Origin of the sequence: Halobacillus mangrovi (assembly GCF_002097535.1) — a bacterium.
GTDB lineage: Bacteria > Bacillota > Bacilli > Bacillales > Halobacillaceae > Halobacillus > Halobacillus mangrovi_A.
The window spans coordinates 1,570,828-1,590,952 of the sequence record NZ_CP020772.1; the positions used below are offsets into that span (position 1 = coordinate 1,570,828).

General features: G+C 41.5%; 20 protein-coding genes and 1 riboswitch. Of the genes, 13 read left to right on the forward strand and 7 right to left on the reverse strand.

Annotated features, from left to right (window positions below; genetic code table 11):
• The first annotated feature begins 122 nt into the window (after positions 1 to 122).
• Positions 123 to 1,469 carry a glucose-6-phosphate isomerase gene (locus tag HM131_RS07600; RefSeq protein ID WP_085029193.1) on the forward strand — a complete coding sequence of 449 codons (1,347 nt, stop codon included), beginning with the start codon at positions 123 to 125 and terminating at the stop codon, positions 1,467 to 1,469.
• A 92-nt stretch (positions 1,470 to 1,561) separates the two neighbouring features.
• Entirely contained in the window at positions 1,562 to 1,978 is a 417-nt protein-coding gene (locus HM131_RS07605; RefSeq protein ID WP_085029194.1) for a YugN-like family protein, read from the forward strand.
• On the opposite strand, the gene HM131_RS07610 is transcribed toward HM131_RS07605, so the two are convergent.
• Both HM131_RS07610 and HM131_RS07615 read right to left on the reverse strand, forming a co-directional pair.
• A complete protein-coding gene (locus tag HM131_RS07610; RefSeq protein ID WP_085029195.1) occupies positions 1,961 to 2,959 on the reverse strand; it encodes a potassium channel family protein in 999 nt (332 codons plus the stop codon). The two genes, HM131_RS07605 and HM131_RS07610, sit on opposite strands and share 18 nt — an antisense overlap.
• A gap of 82 nt (positions 2,960 to 3,041) precedes the next feature.
• Positions 3,042 to 3,593 (reverse strand): thioredoxin family protein, encoded by a 552-nt coding sequence (locus HM131_RS07615; protein WP_085029196.1) that lies wholly within the window; start codon positions 3,591 to 3,593, stop codon positions 3,042 to 3,044.
• A gap of 129 nt (positions 3,594 to 3,722) precedes the next feature.
• Here HM131_RS07615 and HM131_RS07620 point away from each other — a divergent pair, with 129 nt between their 5' ends.
• The 3 genes from HM131_RS07620 (at position 3,723) to HM131_RS07630 (ending at position 6,288) form a co-directional block, all read left to right on the forward strand.
• The gene (locus HM131_RS07620; protein WP_085029197.1) at positions 3,723 to 4,781 is read left to right on the forward strand and encodes a M20/M25/M40 family metallo-hydrolase; all 1,059 of its coding nucleotides are present in this window, start codon (positions 3,723 to 3,725) and stop codon (positions 4,779 to 4,781) included.
• Between the two features lie 108 nt (positions 4,782 to 4,889).
• Positions 4,890 to 5,087, forward strand: coding sequence for a hypothetical protein (locus tag HM131_RS07625; RefSeq protein WP_085029198.1), 198 nt, complete (start codon positions 4,890 to 4,892; stop codon positions 5,085 to 5,087).
• Positions 5,088 to 5,376: 289 nt separating this feature from the next.
• Positions 5,377 to 5,524, forward strand: a riboswitch (FMN riboswitch).
• A gap of 164 nt (positions 5,525 to 5,688) precedes the next feature.
• On the forward strand, positions 5,689 to 6,288 hold the full coding sequence (locus HM131_RS07630; RefSeq protein WP_085029199.1) for an ECF transporter S component: 600 nt from the start codon (positions 5,689 to 5,691) through the stop codon (positions 6,286 to 6,288).
• 66 nt (positions 6,289 to 6,354) lie between these two features.
• Here the strand turns inward: HM131_RS07630 and HM131_RS07635 are convergent, their stop codons facing one another.
• The 3 genes from HM131_RS07635 to HM131_RS07645 all read right to left on the reverse strand — a co-directional run bounded on the left by HM131_RS07635 (position 6,355) and on the right by HM131_RS07645 (position 8,203).
• Positions 6,355 to 6,726, reverse strand: coding sequence for a TraR/DksA C4-type zinc finger protein (locus HM131_RS07635; protein WP_085029200.1), 372 nt, complete (start codon positions 6,724 to 6,726; stop codon positions 6,355 to 6,357).
• A 42-nt stretch (positions 6,727 to 6,768) separates the two neighbouring features.
• A complete protein-coding gene (locus HM131_RS07640) occupies positions 6,769 to 7,164 on the reverse strand; it encodes a hotdog fold thioesterase (protein WP_085031859.1) in 396 nt (131 codons plus the stop codon).
• A gap of 94 nt (positions 7,165 to 7,258) precedes the next feature.
• Positions 7,259 to 8,203 carry a 1,4-dihydroxy-2-naphthoate polyprenyltransferase gene (locus tag HM131_RS07645; RefSeq protein WP_085029201.1) on the reverse strand — a complete coding sequence of 315 codons (945 nt, stop codon included), beginning with the start codon at positions 8,201 to 8,203 and terminating at the stop codon, positions 7,259 to 7,261.
• 232 nt (positions 8,204 to 8,435) lie between these two features.
• On the opposite strand from HM131_RS07645, the gene HM131_RS07650 reads away from it, so the two are divergent.
• From HM131_RS07650 to HM131_RS07680, 7 genes are all read left to right on the forward strand, one after another.
• A complete protein-coding gene (locus HM131_RS07650; protein WP_085029202.1) occupies positions 8,436 to 9,827 on the forward strand; it encodes an isochorismate synthase in 1,392 nt (463 codons plus the stop codon).
• The gene (gene menD, locus HM131_RS07655) at positions 9,827 to 11,560 is read left to right on the forward strand and encodes a 2-succinyl-5-enolpyruvyl-6-hydroxy-3-cyclohexene-1-carboxylic-acid synthase (protein WP_085029203.1); all 1,734 of its coding nucleotides are present in this window, start codon (positions 9,827 to 9,829) and stop codon (positions 11,558 to 11,560) included. Before HM131_RS07650 ends, menD begins: the two co-directional genes overlap by 1 nt.
• Complete coding sequence (gene menH, locus HM131_RS07660; protein ID WP_085029204.1) at positions 11,560 to 12,357, forward strand: 2-succinyl-6-hydroxy-2,4-cyclohexadiene-1-carboxylate synthase; 798 nt, start codon at positions 11,560 to 11,562, stop codon at positions 12,355 to 12,357. Before menD ends, menH begins: the two co-directional genes overlap by 1 nt.
• A 57-nt stretch (positions 12,358 to 12,414) precedes the next feature.
• A complete protein-coding gene (gene menB / locus HM131_RS07665; protein ID WP_085029205.1) occupies positions 12,415 to 13,233 on the forward strand; it encodes a 1,4-dihydroxy-2-naphthoyl-CoA synthase in 819 nt (272 codons plus the stop codon).
• Between the two features lie 570 nt (positions 13,234 to 13,803).
• Positions 13,804 to 15,273, forward strand: coding sequence for an o-succinylbenzoate--CoA ligase (locus HM131_RS07670; protein WP_085029206.1), 1,470 nt, complete (start codon positions 13,804 to 13,806; stop codon positions 15,271 to 15,273).
• Between the two features lie 4 nt (positions 15,274 to 15,277).
• On the forward strand, positions 15,278 to 16,384 hold the full coding sequence (gene menC / locus HM131_RS07675) for an o-succinylbenzoate synthase (RefSeq protein WP_085029207.1): 1,107 nt from the start codon (positions 15,278 to 15,280) through the stop codon (positions 16,382 to 16,384).
• 64 nt (positions 16,385 to 16,448) lie between these two features.
• Positions 16,449 to 16,760 carry a hydrolase gene (locus HM131_RS07680; protein ID WP_085029208.1) on the forward strand — a complete coding sequence of 104 codons (312 nt, stop codon included), beginning with the start codon at positions 16,449 to 16,451 and terminating at the stop codon, positions 16,758 to 16,760.
• Between the two features lie 51 nt (positions 16,761 to 16,811).
• Here HM131_RS07680 and HM131_RS07685 read toward each other — a convergent pair whose 3' ends face one another.
• The gene (locus HM131_RS07685; protein WP_085029209.1) at positions 16,812 to 17,648 is read right to left on the reverse strand and encodes a DUF6612 family protein; all 837 of its coding nucleotides are present in this window, start codon (positions 17,646 to 17,648) and stop codon (positions 16,812 to 16,814) included.
• Positions 17,649 to 17,898: 250 nt separating this feature from the next.
• Between HM131_RS07685 and ytkD the strand changes: the two genes are divergently transcribed.
• Positions 17,899 to 18,369, forward strand: coding sequence for an RNA deprotection pyrophosphohydrolase (gene ytkD / locus HM131_RS07690; RefSeq protein ID WP_085029210.1), 471 nt, complete (start codon positions 17,899 to 17,901; stop codon positions 18,367 to 18,369).
• Between the two features lie 82 nt (positions 18,370 to 18,451).
• On the opposite strand, the gene pckA is transcribed toward ytkD, so the two are convergent.
• Positions 18,452 to 20,044 (reverse strand): phosphoenolpyruvate carboxykinase (ATP), encoded by a 1,593-nt coding sequence (gene pckA, locus HM131_RS07695; RefSeq protein WP_085029211.1) that lies wholly within the window; start codon positions 20,042 to 20,044, stop codon positions 18,452 to 18,454.
• Positions 20,045 to 20,125: the final 81 nt, after the last annotated feature.

Consider the following 20,125-nt stretch of genomic DNA (forward strand, 5'->3'; position numbering starts at 1 on the left):
CCTGAACTTCTTTTTTTTTAGAATGTATCCGTTTACAAATTGAGGTTTGCTTGATTAAAGATTAAGGTTTCGATAAAGTTAAAAATGGCTTGGTTAATAATATGATATAGGAGGTAACACACATGACACATGTTCGTTTTGACTATGCAAAGGCGTTACCATTTTTTGGTGAGCACGAACTTGATTATATGCAAGGTGCTGTTTCCTTAGCACACGAAGCTTTACATGAGAAAAAGGGAGCAGGGAACGATTTCTTAGGATGGCTTGATCTTCCAGAAGATTATGATAAAGAAGAGTTCTCTCGTATTCAACAGTCTGCTGAAAAAATTAAATCAGATTCTGATGTCTTACTTGTAATCGGAATTGGAGGTTCATACTTAGGTGCACGTGCTGCTCTGGAAATGCTGAACCACAGTTTCTACAATGAGCTTTCCAGTGATGCTCGTAAAACTCCGCAAGTTTTCTTTGTGGGAAACAGCATCAGCGCTCCTTACATGAATGAGCTTTTTGATGTACTTAAAGGAAAAGACGTATCCATCAATGTTATTTCTAAGAGTGGAACAACGACAGAACCAGCAATCGCCTTCCGTATCTTCCGTAAATTCCTTGAGGATAAATATGGGGTAGAAGAAGCGCGTAAACGTATCTATGCAACTACAGATAAAAACAAAGGTGCTTTGAAGACTCTTGCGGATGAGCAAGGTTACGAATCTTTTGTGGTCCCAGATGACGTAGGGGGACGTTATTCCGTATTGACTGCTGTTGGTTTGCTTCCGATCGCAGCAAGTGGAATTAATATCGATGAAATGATGAAAGGGGCTCAAGCTGCTCGTAAAGAGTTAAGCTCTGATCAGCTTTCAGATAACCCTGCTTATCAATATGCAGCGGTTCGTAATGTCCTTTACAACAAAGGGAAAACAATTGAAATGCTTGTCAACTATGAGCCGTCTCTTCAATACTTTGCAGAGTGGTGGAAGCAGTTGTTTGGTGAAAGTGAAGGTAAAGACCAGAAAGGAATTTTCCCTTCATCAGCCAATTTTTCAACTGACTTACACTCTCTTGGCCAGTATATCCAAGACGGTCGTAAAGATATTTTTGAGACAGTAATGCACGTGGAATCACCAGCATCTGATATTACGATAGAAGAAGACGAACAAAACCTTGATGGTTTAAATTATCTTGCTGGAAAAACGGTTGATCAGGTTAACGAAAAAGCCTACCAAGGTACGATGCTTGCTCATACAGATGGAGACGTTCCGAACTTAATTGTTCATTTGCCTAAGCGTGATGCCTACACCTTCGGTTATCTTGTGTACTTCTTTGAGAAGGCTTGCGCAATCAGTGGATATTTGCTTGGAGTAAACCCATTTGATCAGCCTGGTGTAGAAGCTTACAAGAAAAACATGTTCGCACTTCTTGGAAAACCAGGATTCGAAGAAGAAAAAGAAAAGTTAGAAAAACGTCTATAATGACAAAAAATTCCACCTCAGGTCATCCAGAAAATGGATGACCTGAGGTGTTTTTATTTGGGCAAGATAGGACTAAAAAGGAGTGTTTGCCCGTGATACCTTTATCTTCTTCCATTACAAATGAAGTGTATACGTTCAATGATGTAGAAAGCGAACTAAAACCTTTAGGATTCAAACTTTCGGATAACTGGGATTACGAACATGGATATTTTGACTATAAAATTGATGATCGAGTAGGTTATCAATTCTTAAGGCTTCCATTTCAAGTTACTTCAGGATCGTTGGATGCTCCGAGTGATTATGCCACTATTCAAATGAAAGAGCCCTTTCTGTTGTCTCATAAATACAACCCTGGTCTTGATGATAACGTAAAGGAAGGAAATTTCCGTGCCATATTTGACCAGTTCCAGGAGCCTGTAGATAAAGATGCTTCTTTTCCAGAGGAGCACGTCAGCACAGGAAGAGAAGTTCTTGCACAAGTGGAACAAGCCTTAATGACGAAGCGGTGAAAAGACAATCAGGTAATCACCCTTCTCTAACTTGGTTTCAGCATGTAAATCAAAGGAGACATTTTCTCCTTTTTTAATTCCGATAATCTGACAGCTTTCTTTTAGGAAGTATTCCAATGCTTTCATCAAAGGTTCTCCTTCAAATTGCTCAGGTACTTTCTCTTCATGAAATTGCCTTGCTGTCAATAAATCAAGAAGCATTTCAAATGGCTGGATAGGATCATTACGATAAAGTTCATGGTAAAAAAGGCTGCTCATAAAATCGTTAGACCTGATAACTGTGTCAGCTCCAGCTCTCCCTGCGTTAATTCTTTGTCTGTCCGTCAGAACTTCAGCAATGATGAATAAGTCAGGGTGATGCCCTTTAAGAGCGACGACTTGGTGTATGACGGATTGATCCGACTGTTCTTCTTTCTTAGATGGATCAGCGGTGACAACAGCCATTCTTGCTTGACGTACATTTGCTTTTTCAAGAATCGATTCCTCTGTCGCATCACCTTTAACAAAATGCAAGTTGGATAAGCGCTGATAAAATTGATTCATAGACCTGTCGATCAATACTATCCGTTCTGGAGAATCCTGGCTGCCGATCATATCAATCAACTGACGTGTCCGTTCGTTCCAGCCAATAATGACGAGATGATCGCTTCCTCGAAAATCTACTTCCCCTTTAGATAAGGCTTGTTCGTGTTTGACTGTAGATGCTGACAGGGTAGCCATATAAAAAGTGACCAATCCTCCTCCGGTAAGGATTAAGAGGATAGCGGTAATTTTTCCAGCTGGACTTAGCGGAACGTAATCTCCGTATCCTACGGTAGCTCCGGTCACGAAAGCCCACCAGATGCCATCAAAAAGCGAGGGGAAGCTTTTGGGCTCTAATATATGGATGATGCCTCCGAACAGGGTCATCATGATCATGACCGTGCCTAGAAGCCTGAGAAAAAGCGGGATTTGAAAATACAGGCGAATCCAATACTGCATGTTTATGCCCCTTTTTTACCATCAGTATCGGTAATTAGGTCAACATTCAAACATAAAAAATAACCTGCCTTTTAACGGCAAGTTATTGTAGAGTGATTTTCATGTCTTCGTATACGAAAGACCAGAAATCTCGATTATCACGATAAGCTTTTGTTACAAACTTTAGCATTTCATTACGTTTTTCTTCAAAATCATTAGAATATTGATCCGGCAGATTTTGCACTGCGTGGTCTATAAATTGCTGAACTTTTTCTGCTCGTGGTCCCCATGTCCCAATTTCTTTACCGTTAGGATGAAGAAAAATGATTTTAGGAATCGATCGGGAGGAACCGTTCGTTAAATATTGGTCCATTAGTTCTAAGTTTTCATCTCTGAGCAGAAACCTTGTTTGGATATGTCCAGCTTCAGCCAGTCTCAAAAAGATTGGGATATTCAGCATAGCATCTCCGCACCAGTCCTCGGTGAGGATAATGGCACGCATGTTTTTCTTTTGCAGTCGTTCAAACAAGGGATAGTCTTCCGGGTTAACTTTGAAATGTTCATATATATAGACCAGGTTTTCTTGATGTTGGTTCATAGAATCAACATACTCCTGAGCAGTCCACCCTTTTTGGAACCATTCGTCTAAGTTCATCAATAATCCTCCTCCGCATGGCATACAAGTCCTTGTACCCTATTCAGTTAGAGAATATGCATGAATTTAAAAAACTGATAAATCTTTTTTGTTATGATAAAAGAAGAAGACAGAAGAGGAGTGACAAATATGAATCAGGAACGATTAAACTTTTTACTTGAATTGTTACAAACACCTTCACCATCCAGTATGGAAATGGAGATTCAGAAGCGTTGGATTAAAGAGATGAATTCTTTTGCAGATGAAATCAGAACGGACTATGCTGGAAACGCTATTGCTGTTCTCAACCCTGAAGCAGACTTTAAGGTATTGCTCGCAGGTCACTGTGATGAAATAGCCCTTGTTGTCAACCGAATTGATGAAGAAGGTTTTCTTCATTTTGACAAGATGGGCGGGATCAATCCAAAAGCAGCTGTCGGGATGAAAGTGACGGTACTTGGATATGGAAAAGCTTTGACAGGTGTGATTGGTGTCAATGCTCAACACCATGGGGGCTTAAAAGGAGATTTTGGTTTAGAAGAGCTATTCATTGACTGTGGGGCAAAGTCCAAACAGGAAATAGAGGAATTTGTTCAAATTGGAGATCTTGCTGTTTATAAACGTGAGCCAGAAGTCATGATGGATCGCTACATATCAGGTAGAGGGCTCGATAACCGTACAGGTCAGTTTATCGTTGGTGAAGTACTTCGTAAACTATCTGAGAAAAATTTGAATGTAGGCGTTTACGCTGCAAGCACTGTAAATGAAGAAACAAATATGGGAGGTGCTTTTTTCGCAGCAGCTGGAATTGAACCAACGATGGCGATTGCTTGTGATGTGACTTTTGCGACCGATTATCCTGGAGTGAATAAGCGTAAGCATGGCGATGTAAGACTAGAGGGAGGTCCTGTATTAGCAAAAGGTGCACCAATTAATCGAAAAATTAATCAGTTGCTTGAAAACACCGCGAAATCACTTACGATGGATGTTCAGTATGAGTTAACACCTCGGATGACGGGAACCGATGCAGATAAAATGCGTCTAACTGGTAAAGGCGTCCCGGTAAGTTTGGTTTCCTTACCGCTAAGATACATGCACTCTCCTGTAGAGACGGTGAGTATAAAAGACATCGAGCAGGAAATCGATCTTCTCGTTGAGATGATTGCGAATATGAAAGGAGAAGAAAGCTTAAATCCGTTGGATGATTAACCGGAAACCTGAGGGGACAACCCTCGGGTTTTCTTTTAGGATGAAGGTCTAAAATTGAACCTTGATGGATAGGATAGTAGAAAATACTTTTTTTGAAAGAGGTGCATCATGGACAGAGAAATTCTGCATCAAAGCATTCTATCCTTGAAAGGAAAGCTAAATACCGGCCAAATTCCTTATCATCCTTATGAAGACCATTTCACCTCTCATTTAGACGCTGTCCAGATGAGTGAGGATGGTCTTGTTGATGAAAGTACGATTTCACCTACGTTGAAGATTCTTCTGAATAAGGTAAACGATATATAAGCGCCTACGGGTGCTTTTTATTTTGCCTTATTAATGGGTAATCATTTATTTAATAAGAGAGCAGTATTTTGGAAGGAGACTCAACCGAATCCCAGGGAAAGAGGGCGGGTTTCACAGACCTGCTTTTACCTAATATGGTAACGGAAATATCCACAAATAACTTGAAGTTGGCTCTTCAGTAATAAGAGGTTTTGTAGTTGCCCTTAATCATCTATAGAACTTAGTAGAAAACTTTTAACTTGCGGCAGAAACACATTTTATATAAAATAAAAATACAATACTATATCGATTCCATCTTCGGGGCAGGGTGAAATTCCCGACCGACGGTGATGAGTGTTTGCGCACTCTTAGTCCGTGACCCGTGAGGTTTCGACCGAGCGGTGGACCTGGTGAAAATCCGGGACCGACAGTTACAGTCTGGATGGGAGAAGATGTCGAGCGAAGCAGGTAGGTATTTTTGCTACCTTCTGTTTCCTGTGCGCGATTTAATCTCAGCCTTAAAGCCCCAGTACATGCTTTAAGGTTATTTATTTTGCAAAAAGGGAACGTGCTCACCTTCATCTGGGATGTGAATCGATGAAAAAGATGAAGGGGGAGATCGATGATGAACCCGCACACAGGTCAGTCATCAAAATTGTTGAAATTAATTATATTAGCTTTATTAGGGAGTATTTCAATGGTGTTAATGTTTTTGAATTTCCCATTGCCGATGCTTCCGCAATACTTGAAAGTGGACTTCAGTGAAGTGCCTGCGTTAATCGCTGCAATTCTATTCACCCCTATGGCAGGAGTCGTTGTAGAGGGATTGAAAAATACATTGTACCTGATTTACACAGGGGCCGCAGACCCCGTGGGAGTAGTCGCTAACTTTGCAGCAGGAACACTCTTTGTTGTACCGGTAGCTATGATTTACCATAAATTTAAATCTACAAAATCGCTCGTGTCTGGGTTGGTCACAAGTTCTGTCATCATGGCGATTGGTATGAGTGTTCTGAATTACTTTCTAATTCTTCCTGCCTATAGCTGGTTTATGGGATGGGAGACAATGAGTGCCAATGTTAAATGGGTCACCATTATGGCTGGAATTCTTCCATTCAATGTGATTAAAGGAATTGTCATTGGAGCTTTGTTTGTACCCTTATTTGTAAAAATGAAGCCGTGGTTAGAGCAGAAGAAAGTTCGCTCATCCTCAGCGGCTTGAGCATATGGAAATCAAAAAGGAGCCTCCCATCAATGGGGAAGCTCCTTTTTCTGATTCGATGATCTTTTACTGTTCATCTTCTATTTCATCTACCCGATAGCGCGCAGTAGGCATTGCTTCTAACCGCTCTATAGGAATTGGTTCGCCGGATTTTTCACTTAACCCATACTTTCCTTCCTCCATGCGTTTTAAAGCGTCATTAACTTCCATAAGCTTTTCACGGGCTTGTTCGTAAAAGGTCATTTCTTTTTCTCTCTCAAATTGATCTGTTCCCAAATTCCCAGGGTGGTCTGCCACACTACTGATCTCGCCCGTCTCATCATTTTGATAGTCTTCTTTGGCTCGATTGTTTCGGTATTCTTCTAAATCCTTTTCGGCTTCTTCTTTCATTTCCAATAATCTTTTTTTGAATGTATCCTTTTGTTCTTTTGTTAACATCTAATCATTCTCCTTTCTGGAAGCGGTGTGTATAGAAAAAAGTTATGTGCTTTTTAGAGGAACGACCCCGATGGTACAACGGGAAGTGGAGATCAATTCACTGGAAGAGTTTTCGATTCTGATTTCCCAAACCATCGTATTTTTACCAATATGGACAGGTGTCGCAACACCGGTTACAACTCCGTTGCGGACACTTTTAATGTGATTCGCGTTGATTTCGATGCCAAAGATCTGGTATTGATTACTATCAATATTCAAAAAAGCTCCGATACTCGCAGCGCTTTCCGCTAGAGCTACACTTGCCCCACCGTGTAAAAAGCCCATTGGCTGGTGTGTTCGGTGATCTACTGGCATACGAATTTGTACTAAATCAGGCGTTGCTGTTTCGATTTCCATTCCTAGTGTTTCCATCAAAGTATTTTTCATCATTTTTTCCATATCTTCCCCGTCCTTTAAAGTAATATTTCCCACAATTGCCAGTATCAAACCTAGTTAAAAAAAGGATGGTCTGAAACCATCCTTCTTTGTGTGTTTATCCTAGCGGGATATAAAGTTGTAATAATAATGATATTCCTAAAAGCAGCCCATACACGGTATTCGTTTGAGCGGTCGCCTTCATTGCAGGCAGCATTTCAAGAGGTTCGGATTTTCCTTTAAACCCTTTTATTGCATCAACAGCTTTGCGGACACTGAATAAGCTGATCAACGCCCAGTATGGTAAAAAGCCGAATAAAATAAAGGTGATTGTCAGAGCATAAGCACCTGCGAACAGTGAAATTAGAAAACGCACAGCACCTTTATGGCCAAATAGGATGGCGAGTGTTTTCCTTCCGTTTTCTGCATCTCCAACCCGATCACGGATATTGTTTGCCAGAAGAATGGCCCCTATAAAGATAGCGACGGGAATAGAAATAAGGACGACTTCAATCGTGAGGCTTAAGGTCTGTATGAAATAACTGATTCCAATGATGATAGTCCCCATAAAAAATCCTGCTGTCACTTCCCCAAGTGGAGTATAGGCGATTGGATATGGCCCGCCGGTATAAAGGTAGCCGAAAAGCATCGAAACAAGTCCGACTAAAGCAACCCACCAGCTGGAGGATAGGCAAATATAGACACCTAATAAACCTGCTATAGCAAAAAAACTTAAGGCGAGAGATAGGACGACACGTGGATTTATTCCATCACGTACAATGGTGCCTCCAATCCCTACGGAGTTTTCTGTGTCCAGTCCACGGACGTAATCGTAGTATTCGTTAAACATATTTGTTGCAGCTTGAATGAGGATGGAAGCCAATAACATAGCTAAAAATAACCAGAAGTTAATGGATTGTTCAATGGCGGCTAACATTGTTCCAATGAATACAGGTACGAATGCAGCTGTGAGTGTATGAGGACGAAGAAGCCTCCACCACACTTGAAATCCTTCACGTTCATTCAAGGAAGCTTTCATGTTTTGATTTTGAACAGAGCTCATAGATGTTCTCTCCCTTGCAATTATACTATTCTTTATGATATCAATTTAAGTTTAGGGAAACAGGACCATAGTGTCAATCATTGTAAGAATATGCAAGAGGTAAAGGAGATTCCTTGAGTCAAGAGAAAAAAGAGAATAAAATAGAGGGAGATGCACGTTTAGAGACTTCATAATGATTCGCATATCATTCAAATAAATTTAGAACGTCCCTAAATGAATGGGAGGAAAAAGTATGCTTCATACAAAGACATCTCATATAGAGGAGATTATCGGCGAAGCTATTGAAAAAGCACGTCATTATACAGAGCCGCAATTAATCAGCGTAGTCGATCAAATTGATTATATCGATGCTTATCAGTTCATGGATCATGGACAAGTAGTCGATTATCATCGTTTGTTTTGGCGAAGCGCAGAAGAGGATTTCACTATGGTGGGCGTTGGAACGGCGAGTAAGTTATTCGCGACAAGTGAGCGTCGCTTCAAAGAAGTGCAATCACTTTGGAATGAAATCCGTGAACACGCGGTAATCTATAATCGATATGGTGAAAAAGGAACAGGAGTTGTTGCCATAGGAGGCTTCAGCTTTGATTCCAAACAAAAAAATGCTTCACCCTGGGAGGCTTTTCCGGATAGTCAAATGACAATCCCTGCCTATCTTCTAACTAATAAAAGCGGAAAATCATTTTTAACGACCAATGTAATGATTTTTCCTGAAGATCATCAGCAGCAGATCGTCAATCAGATCGCTGATCATCATGAAAAGCTTTTAAGTTTAACGGATCATGATTTCCAGCTGCCTGAGAGGACAAATACTTCAGAAGTGGCACCAGAACTTTGGAAGGCATCCGTAAAAGAGGCAACAGACGATATTAAAAAAGGGCTTCTGGAAAAAGTCGTCCTTGCCCGTGAATTGCGTATAAGCTTCAGTGAGCCTGTACAAATCGCTGGCGTTTTAAAGGCTTTGGCAGAATCACAAGACAATAGTTATATTTTTGGCTTTGAAAGTGAAGGTGATTATTTCGTAGGTGCTACCCCAGAGCGACTTGCGAAAGTTGACAAACGTGAACTAATATCCACGTGTCTTGCTGGCACCGTCCCCAGGGGAGGAACGGAAGAGGAAGATCAGCATCTTGGCCGTGACCTGCTGCATGATCCGAAAAACCGTCAGGAACACCAATTTGTCGTCGAAATGATAAAAGAAGCGGTGGAAGCCTGTGCTACGAATGTCGATATCCCTGAAGAACCAGTCTTGTATCCACTAAAAAATTTACAGCATCTGTACACTCCAGTACGGGCCACGTTAGATGAAGGATACACGATATTGGATGTCATTGAAAAACTCCATCCAACACCTGCTCTTGGGGGGCTCCCTCAGCAAAGTTCGGTCGAGTACATCCGGCATCATGAAACTTTAAATCGAGGATGGTATGCTGGACCGATCGGGTGGTTTGATGATCATAATAATGGAGAATTCGCCGTAGCAATCCGATCGGCTTTAATTCAGAATGACAGCGCCTCTTTATTTGCAGGATGTGGAGTTGTAGAAGATTCAGATCCACAAGCAGAGTATGAGGAGACAGCCGTCAAGTTGAAACCGATGTTGTCTGTTTTAGGGGGATATTAATGGAACATGTCGAATCTTTAACAAAATATGTTACTCATTTCGTGGATCAACTAGCTTATTCAGGAGTTGACCATGTCGTAGTATCTCCAGGATCAAGATCGACCCCTCTGGCGATGACGGTTGCGGAACATAGCGGCATTAGACATTGGATCCATTTAGATGAAAGGTCTGCTGCCTTTTTTGCATTGGGGATGGCGAAAGAACAGCAAAAACCTGTCGCTATTGTATGTACATCAGGGACCGCTGCAGCCAACTATTATCCAGCTATTGTCGAAGCTTACTACAGCCGGGTTCCTTTAATTGTTTTAACCGCTGACCGTCCTCATGAATTGAGGGACGTAGGAGCACCGCAAGCGATTGACCAAACTCATATGTTTGGTCAATATGTATGTTGGTATCAAGATATGGCACTGCCGGAGGCTGGTCTTCACATGTATGCAAGAAGGCAGGCGGCTCGTGCAGTAGAAGAAAGTATCGGCGGGAATAAAGGACCTGTCCATTTGAACATGCCTTTTAGAGAACCGCTCGTACCTGATTTCACTTTAGACGGTCTATGGAGAGGGGATATTCAGCCGATACCTAGAGCTGCGGCTGGAAAAGCTCTTTTGGACGAAAAATTGGTATCAGAGTTGCAGGCAAGATTAGCTTCGAAAGAAAGGGGTGTCATCGTGGTTGGTCCACATACAGATGCTGGACTAAATGAATCGGTGACAATGCTTGCATCACGTTTAGGTGTTCCTGTACTGGCTGATCCACTGTCAGGCCTAAGAGCTGGAGAACATGACAAAAGAAACATTATAGAGAATTATGATGCCTTATTGAAATCATCTACATTAAGAGACCAATTAAAACCTGATTATATCCTGAGGTTTGGAGCGATGCCTGTATCAAAGGCTTATTCAAAATGGGTGAAAAAGTGGAACGATATTGACCATCTAATTGTAGATTCCTATAAAAGCTATCGAGAGCCTGCTGGAATTCAACCGCGGTTTATATGGGCGGATCCTAAGTTATTTTGCGAACAGTTGACGACAGAATTTTCTGAAGGAAGTTTAGAAACAGATTGGCTGGAGAGATGGGGAAAAATGAACCAGACAGCTAAAGATCTCATGTTGAAAAAGCCTGAAGAACCCCTGAATGAAGGGCATGCGGTCGTCTATCTTTCTCAAAATCTCCCGGAAGGATCGAATCTATTTGTGGGGAATAGTATGCCGATTCGGGACGTCGATAGCTTCTTCATGTCAACGCCAAAGGATATTAACATTTTGACAAACAGAGGAGCGAACGGCATCGATGGGGTTGTTTCTACAGCTATAGGATCAGCAGTGTCAGGACGGCCCACAACATTGCTGCTAGGTGATGTTTCCTTCTTCCATGATTTGAATGGGCTGTGGATGGCAAGACGTTATAATATCCCTTTAACAGTTGTCGTTATTAACAATAATGGAGGTGGGATATTCTCTTATCTCCCTCAAGCAAATGAAGCCCGAAACTTTGAAGAATTATTCGGAACTCCTGTCGATCTTGACTTTTCTCACTCCGTCCGTATGTTCGGTGGTATCCATAAAAAAGTGGAGACATGGTCGGATTATCAAATGAGTTTGGAACAAAGCCAACAATATCAAGGAATTTTTGTCATTGAACTCGTTATTAGTCGAACAGACCATGTCGATTTCCATAAAGCGAAGTGGGGAAGCGTAGAGGAAGCCGTCTTACATGGGAGTGACGGATAATGTATAAAAAAATCAGGGGCCGAAAGTACTGGGTTGAAGAAGAAGGAGAAGGCCCAGTCCTGTTAATGCTTCATGGATTTACAGGGAGTACCCTTACGTTCGAAGAAATCATCGAGCAATTCAATACAACTTTTCGTGTGGTGAGAATCGATCTTCCTGGACATGCGAGGACTGGAGCGATTGGGGTTCTTACGATGGAACAGTTTTGTCGAGACCTTAAAGATTTACTAATGCAGATGAATGTTGATAAAGTGAGTCTGCTAGGGTACTCTATGGGAGGTAGAACAGCCTTATCATTCTCCATCTTGTATCCTGAGCTCGTGGATAAACTTATTTTGGAAAGTGCATCTCCGGGCCTTCAATCATCTGAAGATCAGCTAGCTAGGCAGGCTAAGGACGAAGGTCTTGCTAGAAAAGTTGCTGAAGAAGGGATCGAATCGTTTGTAACGATGTGGGAGAACATCCCACTTTTCAGAACTCAGGTCAACTTATCTGCAGAAGCGAAACGTAAGCTTCGGGAAGAACGTACGAAACAAGATCCTAAAGGCCTCTCGGAATCCTTAATAGGTATGGGAACAGGAAAACAACCTTCATGGTGGGACCGTTTAGGTACAGTATCAGCCGATGTCCTGTTGATTACAGGGGCAGAAGATCACAAATTTCACCGAATTAATGAACATATGACAAAAGAACTACCTAATGCGAAATGGGTTACGATCGATAATGCAGGACATACGGTGCATCTCGAAGAGCCGAGAATTTTCGCTAAAATTGTTGAAGACTTCATGATACAATAATAATTGTATGTAAACGTTCATACATGAAATCTAAGTTTAGTTCAAGGAGGATTTACTATGTCTTTTAATTGGGTTCGCGAACGCGAATACGAAGATATTTTATACGAAACATACGAAGGAATCGCTAAGATTTCGATTAACAGGCCTGAGGTCCGCAATGCATTCCGTCCTCAGACCGTACATGAGCTAATTGATGCTTTTGCATATGCACGTGACGACTCCAAGATCGGAGTTATTGTTCTAGCTGGTGTAGGAGACGATGCCTTCTGTGCTGGAGGGGATCAGAAAGTAAGAGGTCATGGCGGCTACGTTGGAGATGACCACATCCCACGTCTAAATGTCCTTGATCTGCAACGCTTGATTCGGGTTATTCCAAAACCAGTTGTTGCGATGGTTTCTGGATATGCGATCGGCGGAGGTCATGTTCTACATATTGTATGTGATCTGACTATCGCTGCAGACAACGCTATCTTTGGTCAAACAGGACCGAAAGTTGGAAGCTTCGATGCAGGCTACGGAGCTGGATTACTGGCCCGTATCGTAGGTCATAAAAAAGCTCGCGAGATTTGGTACCTATGCCGTCAATACAGCGCCAAAGAAGCTGAAGAGATGGGATTAGTAAACACGGTTGTTCCTCTTGATCAGTTAGAAGCAGAGACGGTTCAATGGAGTAAAGAAATGCTTGAAAAATCTCCAACTGCCCTGCGCTTCTTGAAGGCTTCTTTCAATGCCGATACAGATGGACTAGCTGGGTTGCAGCAAATGGGTGGCGACGCTACATTGCTTTACTACACGACTGAGGAAGCAAAAGAAGGTCGTGACGCGTTTAAGGAGAAGAGAAAACCAGACTTTGATAAGTTTCCTCGTTTTCCTTAATGATAGTGGCAAAGGGGCATTCCTTAAGAAGGAGTGTCCCTTTATTTGATTCTCTCTACATTATATAAAATTCATGTGTGGAAAGAGGGGCGTTTGGGAAGGATTCGCTTTCCTGCAGGGAACTTTCAAGCCTCCTCGTTCGCTTTTGCTCTCTGTGGGGTCTCGACTCGCTCCTTCTCCCGCGGGAGTCTCACCCTTCCCCAACACCCCTTGCCATAGGAAGTTCTCGAAAATAACTTAGCAAGGAAATTAGTGACAATGTTGAATGAACAACATTTCTAGTTCTCAAATGCTTTATTTCCATAAGAGATCGCTTCGAGCCTCTTAATAAACATATGGTTGATGGGAAGACGGCGAGACCCTGCATGATAGGTCAGGCCCCGGAAGACGGAGTCTAAGGAGGCTCAGCACATGCCCCTGGAAAGCGAGTTATTTTCCTATCCACCAATATTGACATAAATGCCCCGAAACTGTGCCTTCTGGATTAGAAGGATTATCTGCAAGAATAAAGTTTGTTTTTTATTAACCAATTTTTAATTAAAGATCTATTTAAAGAAAGAAGGGTCACCTTTGAATGAGACAATTCCTCACTGGTTAGAAAAACAAAATGAACTGAATCCTGAACATGTTGCTATTGAACAACCTGATGGCTTTTCTATGAGTTTTTCAAAATTGCGTAATGAGAGCAGGAATTTAGCAGAGAACCTGATTACATTAGGAGTTAAAGAAGGAGACCACGTCGCTCTACTTATGCACAATCAGATCGAATTCCCGGTGTTTATCCATTCTCTCAGTTATATCGGGGCGACTGCTGTCCTTTTAAATACACGATTAACTGCCGCAGAAATCGCGTTTCCATTATCAGATGCGGATGTATCATGGTTTTTTGCCGGTGAAGGACTTTTAGAAAAGGCAGAACAAGCGAGACAAGCATCACAGGTTATACCCGAAGGTCGTTTGCTTAAAGTGGATGATATCCCAATTAGAAAAGCTGAAACATTGGATTTGAAAAAGGAAATCCATCTTGATCAGGTTTTTACAATGATGTACACGTCAGGGACGACAGGCAATCCGAAAGCTGTGATGCACACGTATGGAAATCACTGGTTCAGCGCCGTTGCCTCGGCACTGAACCTTGGTGTTCAACCAGAGGATAAATGGCTGCTGTGTTTGCCGATGTTTCACGTTGGCGGGTTTTCGGTATTGATGAAAAGTGTTATCTACGGAATAACCGTTAGCCTGATCGAAAGATTCGACGCGCCCGTCATTAATCGTGAAATCAGGAACAATCGTATTACACACATCTCTGTAGTTACTTTGATGCTTCAACGACTACTGGAAGATTTAAAAGATGACTTCTATCCAAATACTTTTCGCTGCATGTTATTAGGCGGAGGGCCTGTCCCTGAGACTTTACTGCGTAAAGCAGAATTAAAGAGTGTACCTGTTTTTCAAACGTATGGAATGACAGAAACCTCTTCTCAAATCGCGACATTAAATCCGAGTGCTGCTATGAAGAAATTAGGATCAGCAGGAAAAGCTTTAACGCCTGCTGAGGTAATTGTTGAAGCTGATGGACCAAATGAAGTTGGAGAGATTTTAGTTAAAGGCCCTATGGTATCTAAAGGCTACTATAACCATACACCATTGAATAAAGAATACCTGCGGACGGGTGATTTAGGGTATAAAGACGATGAAGGGTTTCTCTATGTTGTAGATCGAGTGAAGGATGTAATTATTTCCGGAGGTGAAAATATTTACCCGGCGGAGTTAGAAAGTGTCTTAAGCGATTTTCCAGGGGTGAAAGAAGCGGGTGTAACCGGAATAAGCGATGAAACATGGGGTGAGGTACCTGCGGCATTTTTAGTCCCTGAAGAAGGTGTAACCATTCATTCAGAAGACGTAGCGGAATTTTGTGAGGAAAGGTTAGCCAAATACAAAATTCCTAAAGCTTTTTTCATTCTGGCCCAACTCCCGAGGAACGCTTCGAACAAACTGTTAAGAAGAGAGCTGTTTTCTGCTTTAGAAAAGGAGAACTAGGAGCATGGACATAAAAAAAATAGTGCTAAGACATATTAAGCTGCCTCTCACTGTTCCCTTTCGAACCCATCAAGGCACGATAACTGATCGTTCACTCATTATCGTAGAAGCACATGATGCTGAAGGGTGGTGTGGGTACGGTGAGGTTACTGCTTTTAGTGAACCATTCTACACGTATGAAACGACGAGTACAGCATGGGAGATCCTCATTAATTTCATCATTCCTCAAACCCCATTTGGAGAACTTGAACATCCAAGTGATCTCTCGAAAAATTTTCAGTCCGTAAAGGGCCACCCGATGGCGAAGGCCGGACTGGAAGGGGCGATTTGGGATCTGTTCAGTAAAAAGCAGAACGTAAGCCTACGGGAATTGATCGGAGGAACAAGCGAAACCGTAAGAGCAGGAGCTGTGCTCAGCTTATCTGATTCGCTTGAAGAAGATGTGAAAGGGTTGAAAGATAGCGGTTACCAACGCTACAAATTGAAGGTGAACTTAGGGCAAGAGGAAGAGTTGATCAAGAAAGTTCAGAAGGTTGATGCTGACCTTCCCATAATGATTGATGCCAATGGCATGTATTCAAAGGATGACATCCCTCACCTCATAGAACTGGATCAGTATGGATTAATGATGATCGAACAGCCTTTTCAAGCCGGAGATTTTTATTTGCATCGAAAACTACAGAAGCAGTTAAAAACACCGATTTGCTTGGATGAGTCTGTCATGAGTTTCCATGATGCAAAGCAAGCGCTGGAACTCGAGAGCTGTAAAGTTATTAATGTTAAAATCAGTCGTGTCGGAGGTCTTTCAGAAGCAATAAAAATCCATGATTATTGTCTTGAAAAAGGGATCCCTGTCTGGTGCGGGGGAATGGTTGAATCAGGGATTTCAAAAGCTCATAACTTGGCGTTAGCATCACTTCCGAATTTCACCATTCCTGGCGACCTTTCAAGTTCTTCAAGGTATTTCGAAAAAGATATCATCAAACCAGAAATAGAAGTCGTGAACGGGATGATTAAGGTTCCCGATCAGCCCGGAATCGGGGTCGAAGTAGACGAGGGTTATTTAAAAGAAGTAACTTTAGATGTGCATCAGGTTCATGTGTATGGATAAGAAATGGTTCAAGATGTAATAAGCCTTCCTCAATTGCTCAAAATAAGAGCAAGGAGGGACAAGAGTGGAAAAGAATAAGTATTACATCAATATCGGTACTAGAGAAATTTCAGTCAACCATGATGCGAATAATGACGATTTTATCGTAGAAGCGACAGAAGATGAAATTCTTGCATTGAGAGAAGTTTTTGATGAAATTGAAAATGCAGACAATAGGTCCTTTTACAGAGCACATATTCCTGCTAAACCTTATCATCAGGATGAAGATAATGATGACTACGATTATGGGATGAGAGTAGCATTCAGGAAGATTTATGAACTTGGTGATGAAATGACGAAAAAACATATCACTGAAATGGGAATATTGGAAGATTAAACAGAGAGCCCCTTTCTAACATAGAAATGGGCTCTTTGATTCATCAGTATTTTATGATTGAAACAGGCTCTCTGGCCCCTCAATCTCCTTCGCTTTATCTTTCACCTCTTGAGGAATAGTGATTTCTCCTATCTCATTGAATTTGCTATACTCACCGAACATTTTTTGTTGTATATCCATCTTCTGTCCGCCCTGTTCTAGTGTGTAATCCATAGAGATGTTCATGGTCTGAGGGTAATAGCTCTCTTTATCGATGACGAATTCATAATCCATTTTATTGACATTCAGCCCTTGCATCAATTCTTCTGTGATTTGACCTTCAGGCATTGTTTCTTTTATTGCTTCTTCAAATAAATTTTGAACGTTTTGCCCTTCAGAGCTCAATGTAAGAATGTAGTTGGAACCTTCTGTTTCGAGATTGAACTCATCGATGTATTCTTTAAGGCTTTCTAGTTGGGAAACAGGGGTCTGTTCTTGTGCAGTCAGGGTATTCAACTGTTCAGTTAACTCTTTTGGAGCTTTGAACCAGCCTTCTTTAGTAGGCATGGTCATATATAATCCATCTTCCGAGTAGTATTGTTCAATTGTTTGGCCCATTGTTTCAACTGTCTGATGGAAAGCCAGCGGTTCCACCTGCATTTCAGAATAGATGGTTGAAGTGATTGGAATTTCTGTAGGTACTGGTGAATTTGTCTTTTCTTCTGAGTTTTTCTCTCCTGTATTAATGATTTGCTCTGTTTTCATTTTCATAGCGAAGTTCTTTAAGTTCTTAGAAGCCTCAGTTGATTTGGTATAAACTTCTTTAATTTTTTCACCTTCTGTACTCGAACATGCACTGATCAATAACATCACCATAAGGATGCTAATCGCAAAGGTCAGTTTTTTCATTTATGATCCTCCTTAGCCGGGTTTATTATTTATACGAGCTACATAGGGAATGGTTTCAATTTTATGTAAATAATCTTTTGTTTACCAAAGGTAAGCAAAAGGAATAATAAAGCTAAATATACTCAAATTCTTCTTGGACTAGTTTGTATTTATCTTAGCTTATGGTACGATTTAAACAGGTATAAGACCAGGTAAGTAAACCTGTCAGGGAAGTAGTTCCAATATAAGCACTAAAGGCAGTTGATCTAGCATGAAAACATTTTATGATTTTTATCATAATCCGGTAAAATTATCTTTTGAAGATCATCCTTTTTCGAAAGCCCCAAAACATGTATGGGTCATTTGCCGCTATAACAACCAATGGTTGCTCACCAGACATAAAGATCGTGGTATAGAATTTCCTGGCGGCAAGGTAGAGGATGGCGAAACAGCTGAAAAAGCAGCGGTACGCGAAGTGAAGGAAGAGACAGGCGCTGAAGTTTCTGACTTGCAGTATATTGGTCAGTATTATGTAGAGGGCAAGGGCGGTAATGTGATCAAAAATGTTTATTTTGCAACTATTTCAGAATTGGCTGAGCAAGAACATTACTTTGAGACCCATGGTCCTGTTTTGTTTCAGCACCTTCCTAAAGAGATAGCGAAAAATGATCGATTCAGTTTTATGATGAAGGATGAGGTTCTTCCTCAATGTATGAAGCGAATAGAACAAATGGAGTCTTAATTGGAAACAAAAAGCAAAAGCGCGCGTACGAAATAGTATCGTACGCGCGCTTTTTTTTATATGAGGAGATGAGGAAACATAATCAATGCCTGTTATAGGCAGGTCCAGCCTGTTTGATTTTATCACTGGCATAGACAAAAGTTTTAAAGTTTTCATGGAACTTGTTTGCTAAATCTTTAGCCTGTTCATCATAACGTTCAGGGTCATCCCAAGTCCTCTTAGGGATAAGGACATCATCAGGAACACCTGGACAATGAGTTGGAATACTCAAGCCAAAGAATGGATCTGTGTAAGTCTCTACGGAGGTGAGTTCACCTTCTAGCGCTGCCTGAATCATAGAGCGGGTATAAGAAAGCTTCATACGTGAGCCTTCACCATAAGGGCCACCGGTCCACCCAGTGTTAACTAGATAAACATCAGCATCAAACTGATCGATCTTATCACCAAGCATTTCTGCATAAGTAGAAGGAGCAAGCGGCAGGAACGGTGAACCGAAACAAGCTGAAAATGTAGCTTGAGGTTCTGTAATCCCTCGTTCAGTGCCGGCAAGCTTACTTGTATATCCACTGAGGAAATGATACATGGCCTGCTCTTTGGACAATTTACTGATTGGCGGAAGTACTCCAGTTGCATCAGCTGTAAGGAAAATGATTGCGTTTGGATGTCCTGCAATGCTTGGACGGATGATATTATCTATATGATCTATCGGATAAGCTGCTCTAGTATTTTCGGTCAAACTCGTATCCTCAAAGTCAGGAACATGACTATTTGGTTTTAGAACAACGTTTTCTAAAACTGAACCAAAATGGATGGCATTAAATATCTGTGGTTCGTTTTCCTCAGATAAATTTATGCATTTCGCATAACAGCCACCTTCAATGTTGAAGATGCCGTAATTAGACCAGGCGTGTTCATCATCACCAATTAGTCTCCGGTGTGGGTCAGCCGACAATGTTGTTTTACCTGTACCTGAAAGACCGAAGAATAAGGCGACATCACCCTCTTTTCCAACATTAGCAGAACAATGCATAGGCAATACATTTTTCTGGGGAAGCATAAAGTTCATAACTGAGAAGATTGATTTTTTAATTTCCCCTGCGTATTCGGTTCCTCCAATTAAAACAATGCGGTGTTTAAACGAAACCATGATAAAAGCTTCTGAATTTGTTCCGTCAACCTCAGGTTCTGCTTTAAACGTCGGTGCAGATACGACAGTGAATTCTGGGTCTAATCCATCCACTTCATCTTCGGAAGGACGGATGAACATTTGTCGGGCAAACAGGTTATGCCAAGCAAATTCGTTAATAACTCTGATTGGAAGCCTGAACTTTTCATCAGCCCCAGCAAACCCTTTAAAGGAAAACAAAGCGTCACGATCTTTCAAGTAATCGAGCACTTTATGGTAAAGTGTGGTGAAGGTGTCTTCGTCGATGGGCTGATTTACTTTGCCCCAGTCAACTTTATTAGCGGAGACATCATCTTTGACTATGAATTTATCCTTAGGAGATCGTCCTGTATAAGCTCCAGTCGTGGCCTGGATGGCTCCTTTGTCCGTAAGCGCCCCTTCATGACGCTCTAAGATGTGCTCCACTAATTGAGGTACCGATAATTGGTGGTGGACATGCTCCTGGGCTAATAAGAGGTTTAAATCTGACATTTGATTAATGGCACTCATATGCGTCTACCCGCCTTTTTTAAAAGATTTCAATAAGCTAAGTACTTAATAATCTGAACATTAGTATAACACATTCATATT